This is a genomic window from Labilibaculum sp. DW002, from assembly GCF_029029525.1.
Classification (GTDB): Bacteria; Bacteroidota; Bacteroidia; order Bacteroidales; family Marinifilaceae; genus Paralabilibaculum; species Paralabilibaculum antarcticum.
This window is the reverse complement of record NZ_JAKJSC010000002.1, coordinates 429331-448648: the sequence shown is the minus strand read 5'-3', so window position 1 is coordinate 448648 and position 19318 is coordinate 429331. Positions and strand designations below refer to the sequence as shown.

The following is a 19318-nucleotide window of genomic DNA, read 5'->3' as shown; positions in this document are numbered from 1 at the left end:
ACAAATGAAATATTCAAAATATTATAAATTCATACTAGGTCTAGCCATTGCTTTTGCTAGTACTTCGTGCAACGAAGATAGCTTTCTTGATATCGAACCTAAAGGGAAACTATCAAGTGATACTTATTTAGAAACTGAAGAAGAGGTAAAAACAGTTGTGGTAGGAATCTACAATTCAATGCAACACAATTTCTCAAGCGGTTCATGGGCAAGTGTTTATTTTATCAAAAACCTGCCGGCTGATGATTGCTTAGCTGGTTCTTCTGAAGGTGATCAGACAGAATATCAAAACATTGATGATTTTGCTATTCAAACAACCAATGCAAAAATTGAAAGCATCTGGACCAATTTCTACAAAGCAATTAGTTCTGCGAATACAGTAATTAATTTAGTAGAACCAGATACGGATGCAAAAAAAGAGTTAATTGCTGAGGCAAAAGCATTAAGAGCTTATACCTATTTTGAAATGGTTACTCTATTTGGAGGTGTACCATTGATGACTATTAACCCAGCTGATCCTTCAGAGTACCATCTTCCTAGAGCTACTGCTGCTGAAGTTTATACTCAAATTGAGAAAGATTTTTCTGAAGCAATTCCCGATCTTCCTTTAAAAAGTGAGTACAGTGCTGCTGACAAATATCGTTTTTCAAAAGGAACTGCACAGGCTTATTATGGGAAAGCTCTTCTTTATCAGAAAAAATATGGAGAAGCTGCAACTCAATTGGGCAATGTTATTAGCAGTCTTGAGTTCGACTTGGAACCAATTTTTGCCGATGTTTGGACAAAAGAGACTGAATTTGGACAAGAATCATTATTCGAAATTTCTTATACTTCACAAGAATCTTATGATTGGGGTAACTTCCCTTGGGGCGGAGGCAACGAAAACAATATCGAAGCTCAGCTACAAGGCCCTCGTAGTAACCTATTTAATCTTTCTGGATCTTCTCTTGATGTTGCAAACGGATGGGGATTCAATATGCCAACCTCTAAAATTGGTCAAGCTTATATAGACGCAGGAGATACTGAACGTGGAGATGCAACTGTTATGTCGGCTGCTGATTTCATAGCAACAGGCGGCGTAATCGAAGATCCTAATGCTCATGACTATGAAGGTTATATGCGTATGAAGTATGTTACCAAAGCATCAGAAACAAGCGAAAGTGGAGTTGCAGAACTAAACTATACCATTAACTGGCGTTTAATGCGCTATGCTGACGTATTGCTTATGGCTGCAGAAGCTTATCACTTTTCAACCCAAGATGGATTAGCATTAATCGAATTAAATAAAGTTCGTGATCGTGCAAATTTAGCAGACATTACAGCTTCTGATGATATCTTTCAAGCAATTGTAACTGAAAGACAATTAGAATTAGCTTTTGAAGGAAGCAGATATTGGGATTTAGTTCGTTGGGATTTAGCAAGTCAAGAAATGAGTGGCATAGGATTCCAAGCCAACAAACATGAATTGTTCCCAATTCCTCAAAATGAAATTATCGCAAATAATTCAATTGACGAAACAGATCAAAACCCTGGATACTAATTATCATTTATATTGAAATTTGAATCATAAAAAAAGACTACCCTTATTCAGGGTAGTCTTTTCCAAATTCATTAGAATATAGAAAATCAAAACTATGAAAAGATTCATCCCGGTTATTGCATTTGCTTTTATAGCATGTTCGCAGCCAAATAAGAAAGAAAATACAAACTCTAGTATTGAGTTTAGTGCAGAAGGAAAAACCGTAACAGTGATTACTACTGCTAAGGATACAGATCTTAGATTAACACAAACCGCACAGGCTCAATTCAAGAATACAAAACAAGCTCTGGAAACCGAAAATTCCATATTCGTTAATCCAAACAACACATTTCAAACATTCATAGGAATTGGTGGAGCGATAACTGATGCTTCTGCTGAAGTATTCGCAAAACTTTCAAAAGAAAAACAAGAAGAATTAATTTCTGCCTATTATGGCAAAGAAGGTATTGCTTATACCTTACTACGCACGTCTATTCACAGCTGCGATTTTAGTAGTGGCAGCTTCACATATATCCAAGAAGGAGACAAAGAATTAAAAACCTTCTCAATAGAACATGACAGACAGTTTCGTTTGCCAATGATCAAACGAGCAATTAAAAAAGCTGGAGGATCAATGCTATTTTATGCTAGCCCATGGAGTCCTCCTGCATTTATGAAGGATAATAAAAACATGCTTCAAGGTGGAAAACTATTACCTGAATACTATGATATTTGGGCAAAATACTACGCTAAATTCATCAAAGCATACGAAAAGGAAGGCATTCCTGTTTGGGGTGTAACAATTCAGAATGAACCAATGGCCGTTCAACGCTGGGAATCTTGTATTTACACAGCCGAAGAAGAAAGAGATTTTCTTAAAAATCATTTGGGTCCGATATTAGAAAAAGAAGGACTTGGAGATAAAAACATTGTGGTTTGGGATCACAACAGAGATTTAATTACCCACAGGGCAAATACTATTTTTGATGATGCAGAAGCATCTAAATATGCATGGGGAACAGGTTTCCACTGGTATGAAACCTGGCGAGGTGGAGAACCAATGTTCGATAATTTGCAAAAAATACAGGAAGCTTATCCTGACAAGAAATTACTATTCACTGAAGGTTGTAACGAAAGTTTCAATCCTGCTAAATATCAATATTGGCCTAATGCCGAACGATACGGTCGTTCAATGATTAATGACTTTAACCGAGGAACCGTTGGATGGACCGATTGGAATATTCTATTGGATGAAACGGGAGGACCAAATCATGTTGGAAATTTATGCTTCTCTCCTATTCATGCCGACACTAAAACAGACAGCATAATTTATACACCATCTTATTACTACTTGGGACATTTCTCAAAATTTATCCGCCCAGGAGCCAAAAGAATAAGTACGGTTTCAAGTGTTAGTTTTTTAGAAAGCACATCCTTTGTAAATGAAGATGGAAAAATTGCTACAGTTGTTATGAATCAATCAGAAGAATCAATAAATTACCAGCTTTATGTTGGAGCCAATCAAGCTGTAAGCATAAATATTCCAGCAAGAGCAATACAAACGATCAGATACTAAAAATTCAATAAACCCACCAACCATTCAAAACCATATAACTCACATTACATGAATAAATTACTATTTACATTTTTCTTATTTACCCTAATCAGTTCGAATCAAATTTTTGCCCAAAACAGCTCACAATCAATGGACAGTAAAATTGAAAATATTATAAAACAACTCACCTTGAAAGAAAAGTTGGACATGTGTCATGCACAGTCTAAGTTTAGCTCAAAAGGAGTAGCTCGTTTGGGAATACCAGAACTTTGGATGTCTGACGGACCACATGGTGTACGAGCTGAAATAGATTGGGATAGTTGGAATCATGCTGGTTGGACAAATGATTCTTGTACTGCATTTCCTGCCTTAACTTGTTTGGCGGCCACCTTTAATACCGAATTATCCTACAAATACGGAAAAGCAATTGGAGAAGAAGCTAGATATCGCAAGAAAGACATCCTCCTTGGTCCTGGTGTTAATATTTACAGAACTCCCCTTAATGGAAGAAATTTTGAATATATGGGAGAAGATCCATATCTAGCTTCCAAAATGGTGGTTCCTTACATTCATGGAGTACAGGAAAACGGAGTCGCGGCTTGCGTTAAGCACTATGTTTTAAACAATCAGGAACACTGGAGAGATCATATTAATGTTGAATTAAGCGATAGAGCCTTATACGAAATTTACTTGCCAGCATTTAAAGCTGCTGTTCAGGAAGGCAAAGTGTGGAGTATAATGGGAGCCTACAATCAATTCAGAGGACAGTATTGTTGTCACAATGAACTATTAGTTAATAAAATATTAAAAGGAGATTGGGCTTTCGATGGTATTTTGGTTACCGACTGGGGAGCTACTCATGACACCAAGCAAGCTGCTCTTTATGGCTTAGATATCGAAATGGGAACAGGGACCGATGGGTTAACAAGCTCATTAAAAAACGCTTACGACAACTATTTCATGGCTCATCCTTTGCGTAAAATGGTTGAATCAGGAGAAATTGATGAATCGGTTATTGATGAAAAGGTAAGCCGTATTCTTCGTTTAATGTTCAGAACAAATATGGACAAATCTCGTCCGTTTGGCAGTATGAATAGTCAGGAACATTTTAATGTAGCTCGTGAAATTGCACAGGAAGGAATTGTACTGCTTAAAAATGAAAATAATACCTTCCCTATTGATCCCGAAAAGGTACAAACCATAGCAGTAATTGGTGAAAATGCTACTAAAATGATGACAATTGGTGGAGGTTCTTCAGAATTAAAAACCATTCATGAAATTTCACCTTTGGAGGGAATTCAGAAACGATTCAAAAATGCAAAAATTTTGCATGCAATGGGATATGCTTCTGGACCGTCAGTTTATGGTCGTGTTGTAGAATCAAAATTAAACGCCGATTCATTACAAGTCGAAGCAATAAAAGTGGCAGCTAAAGCAGATATCGTTCTTTTCGTGGGCGGTTTAAACAAAAACCATCATCAGGATTGTGAAGGAGATGACCGTAAACATTTTTCATTGCCTTTCGGACAAGATGATTTACTGAATAAAATAATAGCGGTAAATAAAAACACAGCTGTTCTTCTGGTAAGTGGAAATGCTGTTGAAATGCCTTGGCTTTCAAAAGTAAAAGCTGTTGTACAAACTTGGTATTTGGGTAGCGAAGCTGGAAATGCAATTGCTGATATACTTTCTGGAGATGTAAACCCATCTGGCAAACTGCCATTTTCTTTCCCTGTAAAACTGGAAGATAATGCTGCACATGCATTTGACGAATTCTCTTACCCTGGCGATGGTACAAATCAAGAATACAAGGAAGATATATTGGTTGGTTACCGTTGGCACGACACAAAAAAAATAAAACCTCTCTATGCTTTTGGTTTCGGATTGTCTTACACTTCTTTTGAAATATTGAATGTGAAATCCGACAAGCGTTCTTATGGTAAAGAAGATTCTATTACCGTCTCTTGTAAAATTCGAAACACAGGTAAAATAAAAGGAAACGAAGTCATTCAAGTATATGCAAATGATGTCAAAGCTTCTGTTTTACGACCTCTAAAAGAATTAAAGGCATTTAAAAAAGTGAACTTAAATCCGGGAGAAACAAAAACAATTACCCTAATAATACCAACTAAAGATCTTGCTTTCTTTGATGATTCAATTATGGATTGGAATTTGGAGAAAGGTAATTTTAAGCTAATGGTAGGTGTGTCTTCACGAGACATTGAGAAAACAATATCAATTGAAGTTAACTAAGATCAAACGCCATAAAAAAGTCACTAAAATGACAAAAACAATATACCTCATAATACTCTCACTACTTATACTTTCATCGTGTAATAAAGAGAAAAGCAACTTATCCGAAGAAGATAAATTTGTATCTAAACTTCTGGATGACATGACCCTTTCTGAGAAAATAGGGCAATTAAATCAATATACCAGTCATTGGGAAATGACAGGACCTGCTCCACAAAATAGTGAATCGCAAAATCGACTAGAGCAAATAAAGAATGGTGACGTTGGGTCGATGCTAAATGTAACAGGTGCAGATGCAACTCGTAAAGCTCAAGAATTAGCCATTAAAAATAGCCGTTTAGGCATTCCCTTAATCTTTGGTTACGATGTCATTCACGGTTACCAAACCATGTTTCCCATTCCTTTAGCTGAAGCCTCATCTTGGGATACAGAGATTGTTAGACTATCAGCCCAAGTAGCCGCAAAAGAAGCTTCTGCCGCAGGTCTGCATTGGACTTTTGCACCCATGATGGATGTAGGTAGAGATGCGCGCTGGGGAAGAGTTATGGAAGGTTGTGGTGAAGATCCGTATTTAGCAAGCGTTTTATCTGTAGCTCGCATTAAAGGTTTTCAAGGAGAGGATTTAGCTGCAAAAAATACCATTGCTGCTTGTGCTAAACACTTTGCTGGCTATGCATTCTCAGAATCTGGTAGAGATTACAATACGGTAGAAATAAGCCCTTATACGCTTCACAATATTGTTTTACCTCCTTTCAAAGCGGCAGCCAATGCAGGTGTTGCTACTTTTATGAATTCATTTAATATTATCAATGGAACCCCTTGTACAGCAAATGAATATTTACAGCGCACCTTACTCAAAGAGCAATGGAATTTTAAAGGGTTTGTTGTTTCTGATTGGGCAAGCCTTAAAGAAATTTCGATTCATGGTGCAGCTGAAAACCTAAAGGAAGCAACTTCTCTTGCCATAAATGCTGGTAGCGATATGGATATGGAGTCTAATGGCTACATAAAGCACCTCAAAGAACTTGTTGAAGAAGGAAAAGTTGATGAAAGTTTAATTGATGATGCCGCAAAACGCATTTTAAAAATTAAATACCAACTCGGTTTGTTCGAAGATCCTTATCAATACTCAAATATTGAACGAGAGAAAATAGAAATTTATAGCGAAGAAAATAGATCAATTGCTCGGAAAGTTGCTCGTCACTCAATGGTACTTCTTAAAAACAAAGAACAACTCCTACCCTTATCCAAACAAGTAAAGTCGATTGCCCTTATTGGGCCAATGGCAAATAGTAAGGATATTCCTTTGGGAAGCTGGAGAGCCAAAGCAATCAAAAACTCGGCAGTTTCTCTTTTGGAAGGCATTCAAGCAAGTGTATCAGCAAAAACAAAAATTAATTATGCAAAAGGTTGCGATCTAACAACAGGAGATCGAAATTTCAGACAAGAACTAACCTTTAAGAAGGATAACAATTCTAAGTTTTCTGAAGCTATTAAAGCAGCACAGAAATCTGAAGTTGTAATCATGGCAATTGGCGAAGATTGCTTTCAATCAGGGGAAGGAAGAAGTCAAACCAATATTACATTAAAAGGAGAACAAATGGCACTGTTTAATGCTGTTCTTAAGGTAAATGAAAATATTGTTGCAGTTCTGATGAATGGACGTCCATTGGCTATTCCTGAATTATCTGAAAAAGCACCTGCGATTTTGGAAACTTGGTTTGCTGGATCGGAAGCAGGAAATGCTATTGCAGATGTTTTGTTTGGAGATTACAATCCATCTGGTAAATTAACCATGTCATTTCCCAGAAATGTTGGACAGTGCCCTATTTATTACAATTACATGAACACTGGCAGACCGACTTCTACTAATAATGTATTTTGGTCGCACTATACCGATTCTCCAAATACACCTTTATATCCTTTCGGATATGGTTTGAGCTATACAAATTTTGAATATGGAGAACTTACATGCAACAAAGCAAGGATCACAAAAAATGATTCAATCGAAGTAAAGCTTTCTATTACCAATTCAGGAAAATTCGATGGCGAAGAAATTGTACAATTATACATTCAAGATCCCAAGGCTAAATATGCTCGCCCGGTTAAAGAACTTAGAGCTTACAAAAAGGTTCTGCTTAAGAAAGGTGACAGCAAACAAATAAGCTTTTCATTAAACCCATCTGATTTAGGGTATTATTCTCCTGATGGTGAATTTTTAATTGAATCTGGAACTTATCACATATTTGTGGGAAAAAATTCTGTTGAGGTACAAAAAATCAGTTTTACCTTAAAAGAATAGTTAGATAGATTAGTTATGTGCTAAAAATGGTGGAAAACGACTTTGTTTTCCGCCATTTTTTTATCTCTCTCCTCTCTGACATTACAATTCCGATTAAACATTAATAAAAGATTAATTTTCTTTAAATTTTATTTCCCTAATCCTGAACCTCTTGAAAAATAAAATATGTTAAAGTCATTTAAATTCACCTTTTTCATTTCCTAAGCTTAGATTTTTTGCTTATTTTCAAGGTAGAAAGATTAATCATTTATGGCTTTGCAAGGCCAAAAGCGCGCGAGTAGAAAGAACCGGTTTATATTTAACAGAATATTAACTTATGCAATTTAATGCATATTAAATATAGGAGGAATTGTGATGAACATGAAAATGCAATCCGTAGGATTTAAAGCAGATAGTAAACTAGAGGCTTTTATCAACCAAAAATTAAAAAAACTTGAAAAATTAGATAGTACAATTACAGGTTATGATGTAATACTTAATATTGACAAATCAAGTACAAAAGATAATAAAGTTGTTGAAGTAAAAATGAATGTTCCTGGAAGTGAACTATTTGCAAAAAAGAAAAGCAAAACATTTGAAGAAGCTGCAGATTTGGTTTCGGAAGCTTTAAGAACACAAATCATAAAATATAAAGAAATTAAAACGAAATAATCTACAGAAAAAAGGGCTCAAATCGAGCCCTTTTTTTATTCCTTAAATTTTATATCCTTGTGCGAACCATCACAGAATGGTTTGTTTTTCGAAGCTCCACACCTGCAAAAATAGCAAGAATTCCCAAGGACTTCTCGATGTCCATCCGATCCAATTAAAGTGATTGGACCTTCCATCATCATTGGACCATCTTTAAAAACTTCTACTTTTTGTCCTGTTTCAATCGCTTTTATAGGACCTTTCTCTTCATTCTCATCACCACTATTCATATAAAATGATAGAGCTCTGGACGGACATTTCTGTATTTGCATAATAATTTCATCGGTACTTGCCCCTTTCGCTTTTACCCAAGGCCGCGTTCCTGGTTGAAAAACATCAGGCAATCCTTTAAAACAAACTCCAGAATGAATACATAAATCTGGTTCGTAAACAACCGTAACCACTCCATTTGAATATTCTTTTTTTGCTTTCTTCATAGGACAAGTTTTTCATATATTAAAAGTTCTCCTATTAATTTACCACATTTTACTGATTTTGTGAAAATAATTTTAAAAATTAAAAAATGTTTTCATCAAGGCAATCATCTCATTCTGAAACCCGTGCAAAATCAAGAAAACTTTGAATTTGAAAAATTAAATTATGAACCGAAAAAAGAGTTTGCACATGAAAAAAAATATTCTACTTTTGTCGCAGACTTTTCCAGAAAAGCTCTTCTGGTTTGTTTAAAAAATACGGGTGTAGCTCATCCCGATAGCTATCGGGAGGCAGATCACAAAATAAAAATACGGGTGTAGCTCAGTTGGCAGAGCACTGGTCTCCAAAACCAGGTGTCGGGAGTTCGAGTCTCTCCACCCGTGCAAAACCTTTCGATTCTTTCGAAAGGTTTTTTTTATGTCACAAAAAAAGATGAACCAGTATACCAGTTCATCTTTCCAAAAAAATATCTTATCGAAATTTACAAGAGCTGCATGTCATACAATTTCTTATAAGCTCCATCTTTTTCTATCAATTCATCATGCTGACCACGTTCAACAATCTCACCTTCGTGGAAAACACAGATTAAATCAGCATTCTTAACCGTTGATAAACGGTGAGCAATTACAACTGAAGTTCTGTTTTGCATTAGCTTATCCAAAGCATCCTGAACTAAACGTTCTGATTCTGTATCAAGGGCAGAAGTAGCTTCATCAAGAATCATAATTGGAGGATTCTTAAGGACAGCACGGGCAATACTCAAACGCTGACGTTGACCACCGGAAAGCTTACCTCCACGGTCACCAATATTGGTATGGTAGCCATCCTCAGTTGCTGTGATAAAGTCGTGAGCATTGGCAATTTTTGCTGCCGCTTCAACCTCTTCTAGTGTAGCATTCTCAACACCAAAAGCAATATTATTGAAAATGGTGTCATTGAATAAGATTGACTCTTGGTTCACATTACCCATTAGGTTACGCATATCAGTAATCTTGCAATCACGAATATCCTCACCATCAACAAAAATACCACCTTCAATCACATCGTAAAAACGAGGTAATAGATCAACAAAAGTTGTTTTGCCGGACCCCGATTGACCAACCAAAGCAACAGTTTTCCCTTTTGGAATTTCAAGGTTAATATTTTTAAGAACTTGCTTCTCGCCATTGTATGAGAAAGCAACGTTTCTGTATTCAATCGACTTTTCGAATGTATCAACCGACTTTGCACTTTCTTTATCAACGATTGTTGACTCAGCATCTAGTATCTGGTCGATACGTTCCATAGCAGCCAATCCTTTTTGAATGCTAAAGAATGCTTTAGAGAAAGCTTTTGCAGGATTTATGATCGAATAAAATAAGACTAGGTATACCATAAAGCTTGCGCCATTCAAATTACCTTCTCCATTTAATATTAGTTTACCTCCATACCATAGAACAATGACTATAACTATTGTTCCTAGAAATTCACTAACAGGATGAGCAAGAACTCTTCTTCTCATCAAGCTGTTCATTATTCTTCTGTAATCATTATTTTCAGCTTCAAATTTATCTTGAACTTTTTCTTCAGCCGTAAAAGCCTTAATGATTCTTAGACCTGATAATGTTTCCTCGATGGTAGACAAAAGATCACCCATTTTATTTTGACCCAAACGAGATGTTTTCTTTAAGCTACGACCAATGCGACCAATAATAAAACCAGCTATAGGTAGCAGAATGAAAGAGAAAAGTGTTAACTGAGGACTCATGATGATCATTGCCGATAGAGATACAATGATTATTACTGGATTTTTAATGAACATATCCAATGAGTTCATTACAGAGTTTTCTACTTCCTGAACATCACCTGTTGAGCGAGCAATAATATCACCTTTTTTTTCTTCAGTAAAGAAAGGGATTGGCAGGTTTACAATTTTATCATAAATTAGATTTCTCATATCCCGAACCACACCATTTCTTAAACCTACGGTGTGATATGAGCCCAAATAGGTAAAACCAACTTTTAGGAATACGGCTATTATTAGAAAAATACCAACAAAAATAAGAGCCGAATCATCACCATATTCTAACTTTACTTGTGAAGTGTAATAGTAAAAATTAGTTTTGACTGACTCTAATGTGAATTCCCATGGTACAAGTTTTTCTGCTGGCTCTGCAATATTGAATAAAATCTCTAAAACAGGTTGCATCATAGCAAAAGAGAATACGCCAAAAACAGCTGCAAGCAAGTTATACACAAAACTCATGATTAAATCACTCTTGTAAGGAGGAAGGAATCGCTTTAATATCTGAATGAAATCTTTCATTAAAAAATTTAATCTGTGAAATAAAAGTATATCGAAATACCGATAAGCTGTATAAAAAATAGGCTGTAAAAGTACAACTCTTACAGCCTATTTACAAGGCATTAACAATAATTAATATCTTAGATTCCGGTATAATTGCTAGGAGTAATAGTTTTCAACTCAGCTTTAAGGCTGTCCGAAATCTCAAGCGTATCGATAAACTCAGCAATACTATTCTGAGTTACGGTTGTGTTTGTACGAGTTAAAGCTTTCAATGCCTCATATGGATTTGGATAAGCTTCTCTACGTAAAATTGTCTGAATGGCTTCAGCTACAACTGCCCAGTTATCTTCTAAATCTGATTCGAAAGCATCAGTTGAGATAATCAATTTATCTAAACCTTTCAATGTCGATTTAAATGCAATGATTGAGTGAGCAAAAGGAACACCAATATTTCTCAATACAGTAGAGTCAGTAAGATCACGCTGTAAACGAGAGATAGGTAGTTTTGCTGATAAATGCTCATAAGTTGCGTTAGCTAAACCAAGGTTACCTTCTGAGTTTTCGAAGTCGATAGGGTTCACTTTATGAGGCATAGCCGAAGATCCAACTTCACCTTTCTTAATTTTTTGCTTGAAGTAATTCATTGACACATATTGCCAGAAATCACGGTTCATATCAATCAAGATCGTGTTGATGCGCTTGAAATTATCGAAGATCGCACCCATATTATCGTAATTCGAAATCTGAGTTGTGTATTCTTCACGCTCAAGCTTTAACGACTCGTTTACAAATTTATTACCGAAAGCTTTCCAGTCGATTTGTGGGTAAGCTACATGGTGAGCATTGAAGTTACCAGTAGCACCACCAAACTTAGCAGAACAAGGAACCGACTTTAATAGGTTAAGTTGAGTTCTTAAACGGTAAACGTAAACCATCACCTCTTTACCCAAACGAGTTGGAGAAGCTGGCTGACCGTGAGTACGAGCAAGAAGAGCAATATCATCCCAGTCTTTAGCCAAAGACTCAAGCTTAGCAATTAATTCTTCCAAAACCGGGTAATACACATCGTGTACCGCATCTCTTAAAGAATAAGGCGTTGCTGTGTTGTTAATATCTTGAGAAGTCAATCCGAAGTGGATGAATTCTTTATATTGTTGTAGGTTTAGAGCGTCGAATTTCTCTTTAATGAAGTATTCAACTGCCTTTACATCGTGATTGGTTACAGCCTCAATGTCTTTAACTTTCTGTGCATCTTCAACAGTAAAGTCAAGATATAAACTGCGTAGTTCATCGAAATTGTTTTTATCAAAATCGGCTAACTGAGGAACTGGGTGCTCGCAAAGCGAAATGAAATATTCTACCTCTACCAATACGCGGTATCTGATAAGTGCATACTCCGAAAAATACTCTCCCAATACGTCAACCTTATTACGGTAACGTCCATCTATAGGCGAAATAGCTGTTAAACTGTGCATTCTATAAATATTAAGTTGTAAAATGATTATTTAGAAGTACAAAGTTAAAAAAAGCATTGAATTTTATCTGCAATAAGATATTAGATTTCTAAAATGAGATTCAAAATTTAAGATAATTGCTATTTTTGTTAAGTCACTCATTTTAACTTAAGACAGAATCAATGAAATTCATTAAAGATTTTAGCTTTGGTTTGCGAACCTATACAGAAGCAATACAGTATATTTTCAGAAAAAAACTAGCTTGGTTTTTCCTTTTTCCGATACTTCTAAACATTATATTATTTTGGGTTGGATGGGATTATATTGGCGATTTGGCTCAACAATCTCAAACTTACCTAGAAGGATGGTTAGATTTAGAAAATGCCGACTTTTGGGGTTCTGCCTTCCTAAAAGCAACTATTGGTGGATTTATTTGGGTTATTTTTAAAATACTCTTCTTTCTGATATTCGCATATTTCGGTGGATACATCATCATCATCATTATGTCTCCTGTCTTTTCCTATCTCTCAGAACGAACAGAGAAAATTAAAACAGGAAATGATTACCCTTTTGAATTCAGACAATTTGTTAAAGACATTATGCGTGGTGTTTTTATTGCTGTGCGTAATTTAGCCATTGAATTAATCCTTACCATTTTAATGTTTATTTTAAGTTTCATCCCTATTATTGGCTGGATTGGAGCAATATTTTTATTTTTTATCTCTGCCTATTTTTATGGATTCTCTTTTCTTGATTATTCTCTTGAACGAAAAAAGATGAGTATTAAAGAAAGCGTGCAATTCATGAGAGAAAACAAAGGTATTGTTATGGCAAACGGTTTTGTATTTTCACTTTGCTTGATTATACCATTTTGCGGTGTTTCTTTTTCTAGTTTTGCAGCTGTTATTTCTGTTGTAGCAGGAACATTGGCGGTTAATGAAATTTGGGACGACAAAAAAATAAGCAATACAAATAAGTCGTAAAACTTGAACTTAATTGGTAACTTACATAGACAAACCATTAAATACAATTATAACATGAACAGCCTTCGAAACTTTCTCCTCTTAAGCATTACCATTTTAATGAGTTTGCATCTTACTGCAAATCCAATACAAGATAGTATTGCTCCAATTGACACCACTCAAGGTTTACAAATTTGATATAAAACAAGATATCGGACCTCCTGTTTGGCGACAAACTAAAGATGCTTTCGAAGAAGCTGAAGAATGGAACGCAGATATATTCCTGATTCATATGAATACCTATGGTGGTATGGTCGTTCATGCAGATTCCATTAGAACTGCTATTTTGAATAGTGAAAAACCTGTTTATGTCTATATCGATAATAATGCTGCATCAGCTGGGGCACTTATTTCAATTGCTTGCGATGGCATTTATATGCGAACCGGAGCAAATATAGGTGCTGCTACTGTTGTGAACCAAACGGGTGAAGCCATGCCTGACAAGTATCAATCGTATATGCGATCGACTATGCGAGCCACAGCAGAATCACATGGGAAAGACACTTTGATTCAGAATGGTGACACAATTGTAAAATGGAAGAGAGATCCACTTATAGCAGAAGCAATGGTAGATCCCCGCACTTATATTGAAAACGTTATTGACACAGGTAAAGTTCTGACTTTCACTCCAAACGAAGCGATTAAAAATGGCTATTGCGAAGGCATTGCAAATAGCGTAGAGGAAGTATTAAAAAAAGTTGGTGTTGGCGAATACATCCTCAAAAAATACGAACCAACGGTAATTGAAGAAATGGTAGATTTCATGATCAATCCTGTTCTTCAAGGAATTCTCATCATGATTCTAATTGGTGGCATCTATTTTGAATTGCAATCACCAGGAATTGGATTTCCTTTGATAGCTTCGATAATAGCAGCCGTTCTTTATTTCTCTCCTCTTTATTTGGAAGGAATGGCAGAAAACTGGGAAATTCTATTGTTTGCTATTGGAGTTATACTTCTAGCCGTAGAGATATTTGTCATTCCTGGCTTTGGTGTAGCTGGAATTTCAGGGCTTACTCTTATTATAACTGGCCTCACACTTAGCTTGGTTGATAATGTTGCTTTCGATTTTGAACCACGTCATATTAGAGCACTTCTTAGCGCAATCATGTTGGTTGTATTCTCCATGTTTACTTCAATTTTAGGATCCTTATACCTAAGTAAAAAACTGTTCGCGTCTAATTCATTCTTAGGACACTTAGCCCTAAATACAGTTGAAAATACTGAAGAAGGCTACGTTGGTGTTGAAATGCACGCAAAAACATTAATTGGAAAAACCGGAATTGTATTAAGTGTACTTCGTCCTTCAGGAAAGGTAGAAATAGATAAGCAAATCTACGATGCAAAATCGGAAGATGGTTTTCTTGACAAGGATACTGAAATTGAAGTGATCCGCTTTGAAACTGGGCAAGTATACGTTATTCGAAAAGAAGAGGAAGAACTTTAAACAAAAAATCACCTACTACAAAAAATATTGAATGGATTATTTTTTACAATTAATATCTGAGACACAAATTACCACTGAAACTATTTTTTTCAGGTTGACTTTAAGCTTTATTATTGGTTTTATTGTTGGTGTTGAAAGAGAAAAACACAAACAGCCTGCTGGTTTACGAACTCATATTTTAATTTGTATGGGCTCTACTTTAATCATGCTACTTTCTATTTTTGTACCTCAAACCTTTCCTGAATTTCAAAATGGAGATCCATCAAGAATAGCGGCACAAGTTGTTTCTGGAATTGGATTTCTAGGCGCAGGTGCTATTATGAAATTTGGCGTAAACGTAAAAGGATTAACTACAGCGGCATCAATTTGGGTAGTTGCAGCTTTGGGATTAACAATTGGTGCTGGAATGTACATGGGAGCAATAATAGGTACGGCCATATTATTGATAGCTCTAGTTGTTCTTGATGTTTTAGGAAAGAAAGTATTCACAAATAAATTCATTAAAAGATTAAACATTTATACACAAGGACAAAAGGTTCATTCTGATGATTTCCTTCCTATTTTAGGCAAATACAAAGTAGCGGTTAGAACAATTGACATAGAACATTCCTTTGAGGAAGATAAAATTAGCTATTACCTTACCGTGCAAATATCCGAAAAGGTTAAGTTGACCGATTTGACTTCAGATTTAAATAGTATTTCAGGAATTAAAAGAGTAAAATTGCAGCAAATTCTGTAAAGCAAAAAAATCGCATCACAATTATGAAATTGATATCAGCAGAAGGATTGTTGGACTTAGCTCAACTTGAGAAAATTACACAAAAACCAGCCTTATTTGCCAAAGATGATGGAAACTTCTGGCAAGATCCTTATATCTCCGAGCATCTTTTAAATGCACATCTTGATGATGAATCTGATCAGGGATCACGAAAGTATCAAGACATTTTACAGTCGGTACTTTGGCTGTGCGAATATCTAAAGCTTCCGGAAGATAGCAAGTTGCTTGATTTAGGATGTGGACCTGGCTTGTATAGTGAGAATTTTTACGGACAAGGATTTGATGTTACTGGTATTGATATTTCGCAAAGTTCTATTGATTATGCCAAAGAACAAGCAGAAGGATTTCAATATCGAATAAAATACATTTGCCAAGATTATCTGAAAATAGATTATCAGAATGAATTTGATGTAATTACGCTTATTTATGGAGATTTATGTGTCTTATCTCATGAAGACAGAAAAATACTTCTCAATAAAGTTCACAAGGCATTAAAACCAGGTGGATTCATCGTTTTCGATGTGTTTACCAAGTATTTTTTCTCAAAGGAAGAAGCAGAACAATCTTGGTACATTAGTGATGACGAAGGCTTTTGGAGTGAAGAAGAGCATTTGTTATTACAATCTCATTTTAAATACAAAAAAGATAAAGTTCGACTAGACAAATACACCATGCTATTAGCAAATGGTGAAGTTAGAACTCATCATATTTGGAAACATTACTTTTCTCTAAAAAGATGTATTAACATGATGGAAGAGTCTGGTTTTAATGTGAAAGAATATTGGTCTAACCTGCAAGGAAAACCCTTCGAAAAAGAAAGTCCGTGGATCGGCATGATTGCACAAAAAGCTTAAAAACAAATCAGATAAAAAAAACTCCGGTAGAAAATTAATTCCATCGGAGTTAGTATAAATAAACTGGTGGGCTTATCTAGTCCTTATACATCTTTTCGATAAGATGTTTATACTTTTCTTGAATCACTTTTCGCTTTAGTTTAAGCGTTGAAGTTATTTCTCCGGCCTCCATAGAAAACTCTTTAGGTAGAAGCGTAAATTTCTTAATCTTTTCGAATCGAGAAAATTCCTTTTGCATATCTTCAAATCGCTTTTCAAAGAACTCAACAATCTGCGAATTAGCAATTAAATCTTCAATCGATTCAAATGAAATATTGTGCTTTTTCGCATATTGTGCTAAAGGTTCAAAGGCTGGAACGGCTAATGCTGTTACATACTTTTTACAATCACCAATTACAGCAACTTGCTCAATAAATTGGTCATTTACAAGGGTTGTTTCCAACTTCTGAGGAGCAACATATTTTCCTCCCGAGGTCTTCATCAAATCCTTGATTCTATCTGTGATTGTCAGATTTCCATTCTCATCAATTTTGCCTGCGTCACCTGTACAAAACCAGCCATCTTTCATTACTTTAGCCGTTTCTTCAGGCTTTTTATAGTAACCACGCATCACTCCAGGACCTTTCACCATGATTTCATCATTAGCTCCAATCTTAATTTCAACACCATTCAATGTTTTTCCTGTGGTATTAAAATCAATATGCGTATCGCCATAAAGACAAACAGTCGCCATAGTTTCCGTTAAACCATAGCCCATTTTCACATTAATTCCCACAGAATGGAAAAATGCAATAATTTCTGATGATAATGGGGCCCCTCCACATGGGGTAAAGTTGATACGTCCCCCAAAAATATCACGAAATTTGCTTAAAACTAATTTGTCAGCAAGCTTGAACTTCAATTTCAATCCTAAAGGAATCTTTTTTTCAATTAATTGATAATCGTTATTGTACTTTCCACCTGTTTGGATAGCCCAATTAATTAGCTTTTGTTTAAGAGGAGATGCCGATTTACTCTTATCCTGAATAGCCGAATATATTTTCTCATAGATACGAGGTACCGTACACATTATAGTTGGTCTGGCCTCTTTCATTGTTGGTCCAATCTGCTTTGGATCACGATTAAAATAGATCTTAAACCCTCTGTGCAAACAGAAAAAAGTCCAGCCACGTTCATAAACATGACTTAAGGGTAAAAAACTCAAAGACACTTCATCATCAGTTAAATCGAGTTCAATATCATGAGATCGAAGAACAGATGTAATATTGTTGTGATCTATCATCACACCTTTAGGTTCACCGGTAGTTCCCGATGTGTAAATAAGAGTCGCTAAATCATCCAATTCTGCTCTTTCAAAGCGGTCTTCAAACTCAGGCCCCATTTTAGAATTCTTCCCAAAAATAAGGAATTCATCCCAATGCATTGAACGATCAAAATCAGACAAGACTACATCCTTATCGAAAGCAACCACCATTTTTACATGAGGCACACGATCAATAAATTCCATTGTGCGATCGTATTGCTCTTGCTCGCCAACGAATATTACTTGTGCTTGAGAATCCTCTACAATATATTCAGCTTCTTTTGCTGAATTTGTAGGATATATTGGCACAGTAACTCCTCGCAAACACATAATTGCAAGGTCAGCAGTAATCCATTCTGGCATGTTTTGAGAAAAAATAGCAGCCATCTGCTTTTCTCCCACACCAACCTTTATTAAAGCTTTTGATATTTGACGTATTTGTAATCCGAATTCAGTCCAGCTTACACCAACCCACTCGCCACTCTTCTCATCCTTGTAGTGCATGGCAATTCCATCCGTATATTTTTCAATACGGTTGCGAATTAATTTCCCCCAATGCTGATATTCCATAAAAGTCTTTTAGTTGTAATACTACCGCAAATATAGTGATGTTTCTCAACTATTAAAACGTTTGCCAAGCAAAGACAAAAGGCTAAAGTCTTAAAAATCATGAAAATAAGAATTAAAGCTAATTCAAAAAGGACTAAACTAGTTACCTTTCAATTGTTTATATAAAAATAGCCGGAAACAATAATGCTCCGGCTATTTAACTGATTAAATACAGAATTTATACGGTAATTGGCTTATTTAACGTGAAAATCAAGAAGTTTTTCACCTTCTAACTCACCTTCCAAATGATCTCCTATTTTAACTGGTCCTACACCTTCCGGTGTACCAGTATAAATCAAATCACCAATTTTAAGCGTAAAATATTTCGATAGGTAACTGATTAAATAATCGATTGAAAATATCATATTGGAAGTATTTCCAGTTTGTACTCTCTTGCCATTGATATCCAAATGGAAATCCATTTGATTCACATCTTTAAATTGATCCTTGTTGATGAACTTACTAATTGGGGCAGCACCATCAAAAGCCTTAGCTTTTTCCCATGGTAAGCCTTTCTTCTTACATTCTGCCTGAATATCACGTGCCGTAAAATCAATTCCTAAAGCCAATTCTTCGTAATAACGATGGGCAAATTCGATTGGAATATTTTTCCCTACTCTATTAATCTTTACCACAACTTCTACTTCGTGATGAATATCCTTTGAGAAATCCGGGTAATAAAAATCGTTGTTACTTTTCAAAAGTGCAGAATCGGGCATAGAAAAAACTACTGGTTCCTTTGGTACCGGATTGTTCAACTCTTTTGCATGATCTACATAATTTCTTCCAATCGCTAATATCTTCATCTCT

At 35.6% G+C, this 19318-nt stretch carries 15 protein-coding genes, 1 tRNA gene and 1 pseudogene; 12 read left to right on the top strand and 5 right to left on the bottom strand.

The annotated features are described in order from the left end of the window. The first annotated feature begins 4 nt into the window (after positions 1-4). The 5 genes from L3049_RS13530 to L3049_RS13510 all read left to right on the top strand — a co-directional run bounded on the left by L3049_RS13530 (position 5) and on the right by L3049_RS13510 (position 8280). The gene (locus L3049_RS13530; protein WP_275110347.1) at positions 5-1540 is read left to right on the top strand and encodes a RagB/SusD family nutrient uptake outer membrane protein; all 1536 of its coding nucleotides are present in this window, start codon (positions 5-7) and stop codon (positions 1538-1540) included. Between the two features lie 94 nt (positions 1541-1634). Beyond that, the gene (locus L3049_RS13525) at positions 1635-3095 is read left to right on the top strand and encodes a glycoside hydrolase family 30 protein (RefSeq protein ID WP_275110346.1); all 1461 of its coding nucleotides are present in this window, start codon (positions 1635-1637) and stop codon (positions 3093-3095) included. Between the two features lie 48 nt (positions 3096-3143). After that, positions 3144-5327: a beta-glucosidase gene (locus tag L3049_RS13520; RefSeq protein WP_275110345.1), complete on the top strand. Its 2184-nt coding sequence runs from the start codon at positions 3144-3146 to the stop codon at positions 5325-5327. 28 nt (positions 5328-5355) lie between these two features. Then, positions 5356-7629, top strand: coding sequence for a beta-glucosidase BglX (gene bglX / locus L3049_RS13515; protein WP_275110344.1), 2274 nt, complete (start codon positions 5356-5358; stop codon positions 7627-7629). 360 nt (positions 7630-7989) lie between these two features. After that, a complete protein-coding gene (locus L3049_RS13510; protein WP_275110343.1) occupies positions 7990-8280 on the top strand; it encodes an HPF/RaiA family ribosome-associated protein in 291 nt (96 codons plus the stop codon). Positions 8281-8315: 35 nt separating this feature from the next. Here the strand turns inward: L3049_RS13510 and L3049_RS13505 are convergent, their stop codons facing one another. After that, the gene (locus tag L3049_RS13505; protein WP_275110342.1) at positions 8316-8756 is read right to left on the bottom strand and encodes a (4Fe-4S)-binding protein; all 441 of its coding nucleotides are present in this window, start codon (positions 8754-8756) and stop codon (positions 8316-8318) included. A gap of 60 nt (positions 8757-8816) precedes the next feature. Between L3049_RS13505 and L3049_RS13500 the strand changes: the two genes are divergently transcribed. Together L3049_RS13500 and L3049_RS13495 are read left to right on the top strand one after the other, a co-directional pair. After that, positions 8817-9074 (top strand): hypothetical protein, encoded by a 258-nt coding sequence (locus tag L3049_RS13500; RefSeq protein WP_275110341.1) that lies wholly within the window; start codon positions 8817-8819, stop codon positions 9072-9074. Further along, positions 9065-9137: transfer RNA gene (locus L3049_RS13495), tRNA-Trp, on the top strand. Before L3049_RS13500 ends, L3049_RS13495 begins: the two co-directional genes overlap by 10 nt. A gap of 98 nt (positions 9138-9235) precedes the next feature. On the opposite strand, the gene L3049_RS13490 is transcribed toward L3049_RS13495, so the two are convergent. Beyond that, positions 9236-11059, bottom strand: a complete 1824-nt coding sequence (locus L3049_RS13490) for an ABC transporter ATP-binding protein (protein ID WP_275110340.1) — start codon at positions 11057-11059, stop codon at positions 9236-9238. 119 nt (positions 11060-11178) lie between these two features. Continuing rightward, positions 11179-12516 carry an adenylosuccinate lyase gene (gene purB / locus L3049_RS13485; protein ID WP_275110339.1) on the bottom strand — a complete coding sequence of 446 codons (1338 nt, stop codon included), beginning with the start codon at positions 12514-12516 and terminating at the stop codon, positions 11179-11181. 161 nt (positions 12517-12677) lie between these two features. Between purB and L3049_RS13480 the strand changes: the two genes are divergently transcribed. From L3049_RS13480 to L3049_RS13465, 5 genes and pseudogenes are all read left to right on the top strand, one after another. Beyond that, positions 12678-13478 (top strand): EI24 domain-containing protein, encoded by an 801-nt coding sequence (locus L3049_RS13480; RefSeq protein WP_275110338.1) that lies wholly within the window; start codon positions 12678-12680, stop codon positions 13476-13478. Between the two features lie 139 nt (positions 13479-13617). Next, a pseudogene (locus tag L3049_RS21715) lies at positions 13618-14013 on the top strand (NfeD family protein); the annotation flags it as partial. Further along, entirely contained in the window at positions 13987-14964 is a 978-nt protein-coding gene (locus L3049_RS13475) for an NfeD family protein (protein ID WP_483874630.1), read from the top strand. The pseudogene L3049_RS21715 and the gene L3049_RS13475, both read left to right, overlap by 27 nt. Before the next feature lie 31 nt (positions 14965-14995). After that, positions 14996-15703, top strand: coding sequence for an MgtC/SapB family protein (locus tag L3049_RS13470; RefSeq protein ID WP_275110336.1), 708 nt, complete (start codon positions 14996-14998; stop codon positions 15701-15703). A gap of 23 nt (positions 15704-15726) precedes the next feature. Further along, the gene (locus tag L3049_RS13465; protein ID WP_275110335.1) at positions 15727-16596 is read left to right on the top strand and encodes a class I SAM-dependent methyltransferase; all 870 of its coding nucleotides are present in this window, start codon (positions 15727-15729) and stop codon (positions 16594-16596) included. A 76-nt stretch (positions 16597-16672) separates the two neighbouring features. Here L3049_RS13465 and L3049_RS13460 read toward each other — a convergent pair whose 3' ends face one another. Both L3049_RS13460 and L3049_RS13455 read right to left on the bottom strand, forming a co-directional pair. Next, positions 16673-18469, bottom strand: a complete 1797-nt coding sequence (locus L3049_RS13460; RefSeq protein WP_275110334.1) for an AMP-dependent synthetase/ligase — start codon at positions 18467-18469, stop codon at positions 16673-16675. 233 nt (positions 18470-18702) lie between these two features. Then, a complete protein-coding gene (locus L3049_RS13455; RefSeq protein WP_275110333.1) occupies positions 18703-19314 on the bottom strand; it encodes a fumarylacetoacetate hydrolase family protein in 612 nt (203 codons plus the stop codon). Positions 19315-19318: the final 4 nt, after the last annotated feature.

Bases quoted from the DNA above. Each gene is read 5' to 3' on its own strand.
- L3049_RS13530 (WP_275110347.1), top strand. From the start codon at position 5: ATGAAATATTCAAAATATTATAAATTCATACTAGGTCTAGCCATTGCT.
- L3049_RS13525 (WP_275110346.1), top strand. From the start codon at position 1,635: ATGAAAAGATTCATCCCGGTTATTGCATTTGCTTTTATAGCATGTTCG.
- L3049_RS13520 (WP_275110345.1), top strand. From the start codon at position 3,144: ATGAATAAATTACTATTTACATTTTTCTTATTTACCCTAATCAGTTCG.
- bglX (WP_275110344.1), top strand. From the start codon at position 5,356: ATGACAAAAACAATATACCTCATAATACTCTCACTACTTATACTTTCA.
- L3049_RS13510 (WP_275110343.1), top strand. From the start codon at position 7,990: ATGAAAATGCAATCCGTAGGATTTAAAGCAGATAGTAAACTAGAGGCT.
- L3049_RS13505 (WP_275110342.1), bottom strand. From the start codon at position 8,756: ATGAAGAAAGCAAAAAAAGAATATTCAAATGGAGTGGTTACGGTTGTT.
- L3049_RS13490 (WP_275110340.1), bottom strand. From the start codon at position 11,059: ATGAAAGATTTCATTCAGATATTAAAGCGATTCCTTCCTCCTTACAAG.
- purB (WP_275110339.1), bottom strand. From the start codon at position 12,516: ATGCACAGTTTAACAGCTATTTCGCCTATAGATGGACGTTACCGTAAT.
- L3049_RS13480 (WP_275110338.1), top strand. From the start codon at position 12,678: ATGAAATTCATTAAAGATTTTAGCTTTGGTTTGCGAACCTATACAGAA.
- L3049_RS13475 (WP_483874630.1), top strand. From the start codon at position 13,987: ATGCGAGCCACAGCAGAATCACATGGGAAAGACACTTTGATTCAGAAT.
- L3049_RS13470 (WP_275110336.1), top strand. From the start codon at position 14,996: ATGGATTATTTTTTACAATTAATATCTGAGACACAAATTACCACTGAA.
- L3049_RS13465 (WP_275110335.1), top strand. From the start codon at position 15,727: ATGAAATTGATATCAGCAGAAGGATTGTTGGACTTAGCTCAACTTGAG.
- L3049_RS13460 (WP_275110334.1), bottom strand. From the start codon at position 18,469: ATGGAATATCAGCATTGGGGGAAATTAATTCGCAACCGTATTGAAAAA.
- L3049_RS13455 (WP_275110333.1), bottom strand. From the start codon at position 19,314: ATGAAGATATTAGCGATTGGAAGAAATTATGTAGATCATGCAAAAGAG.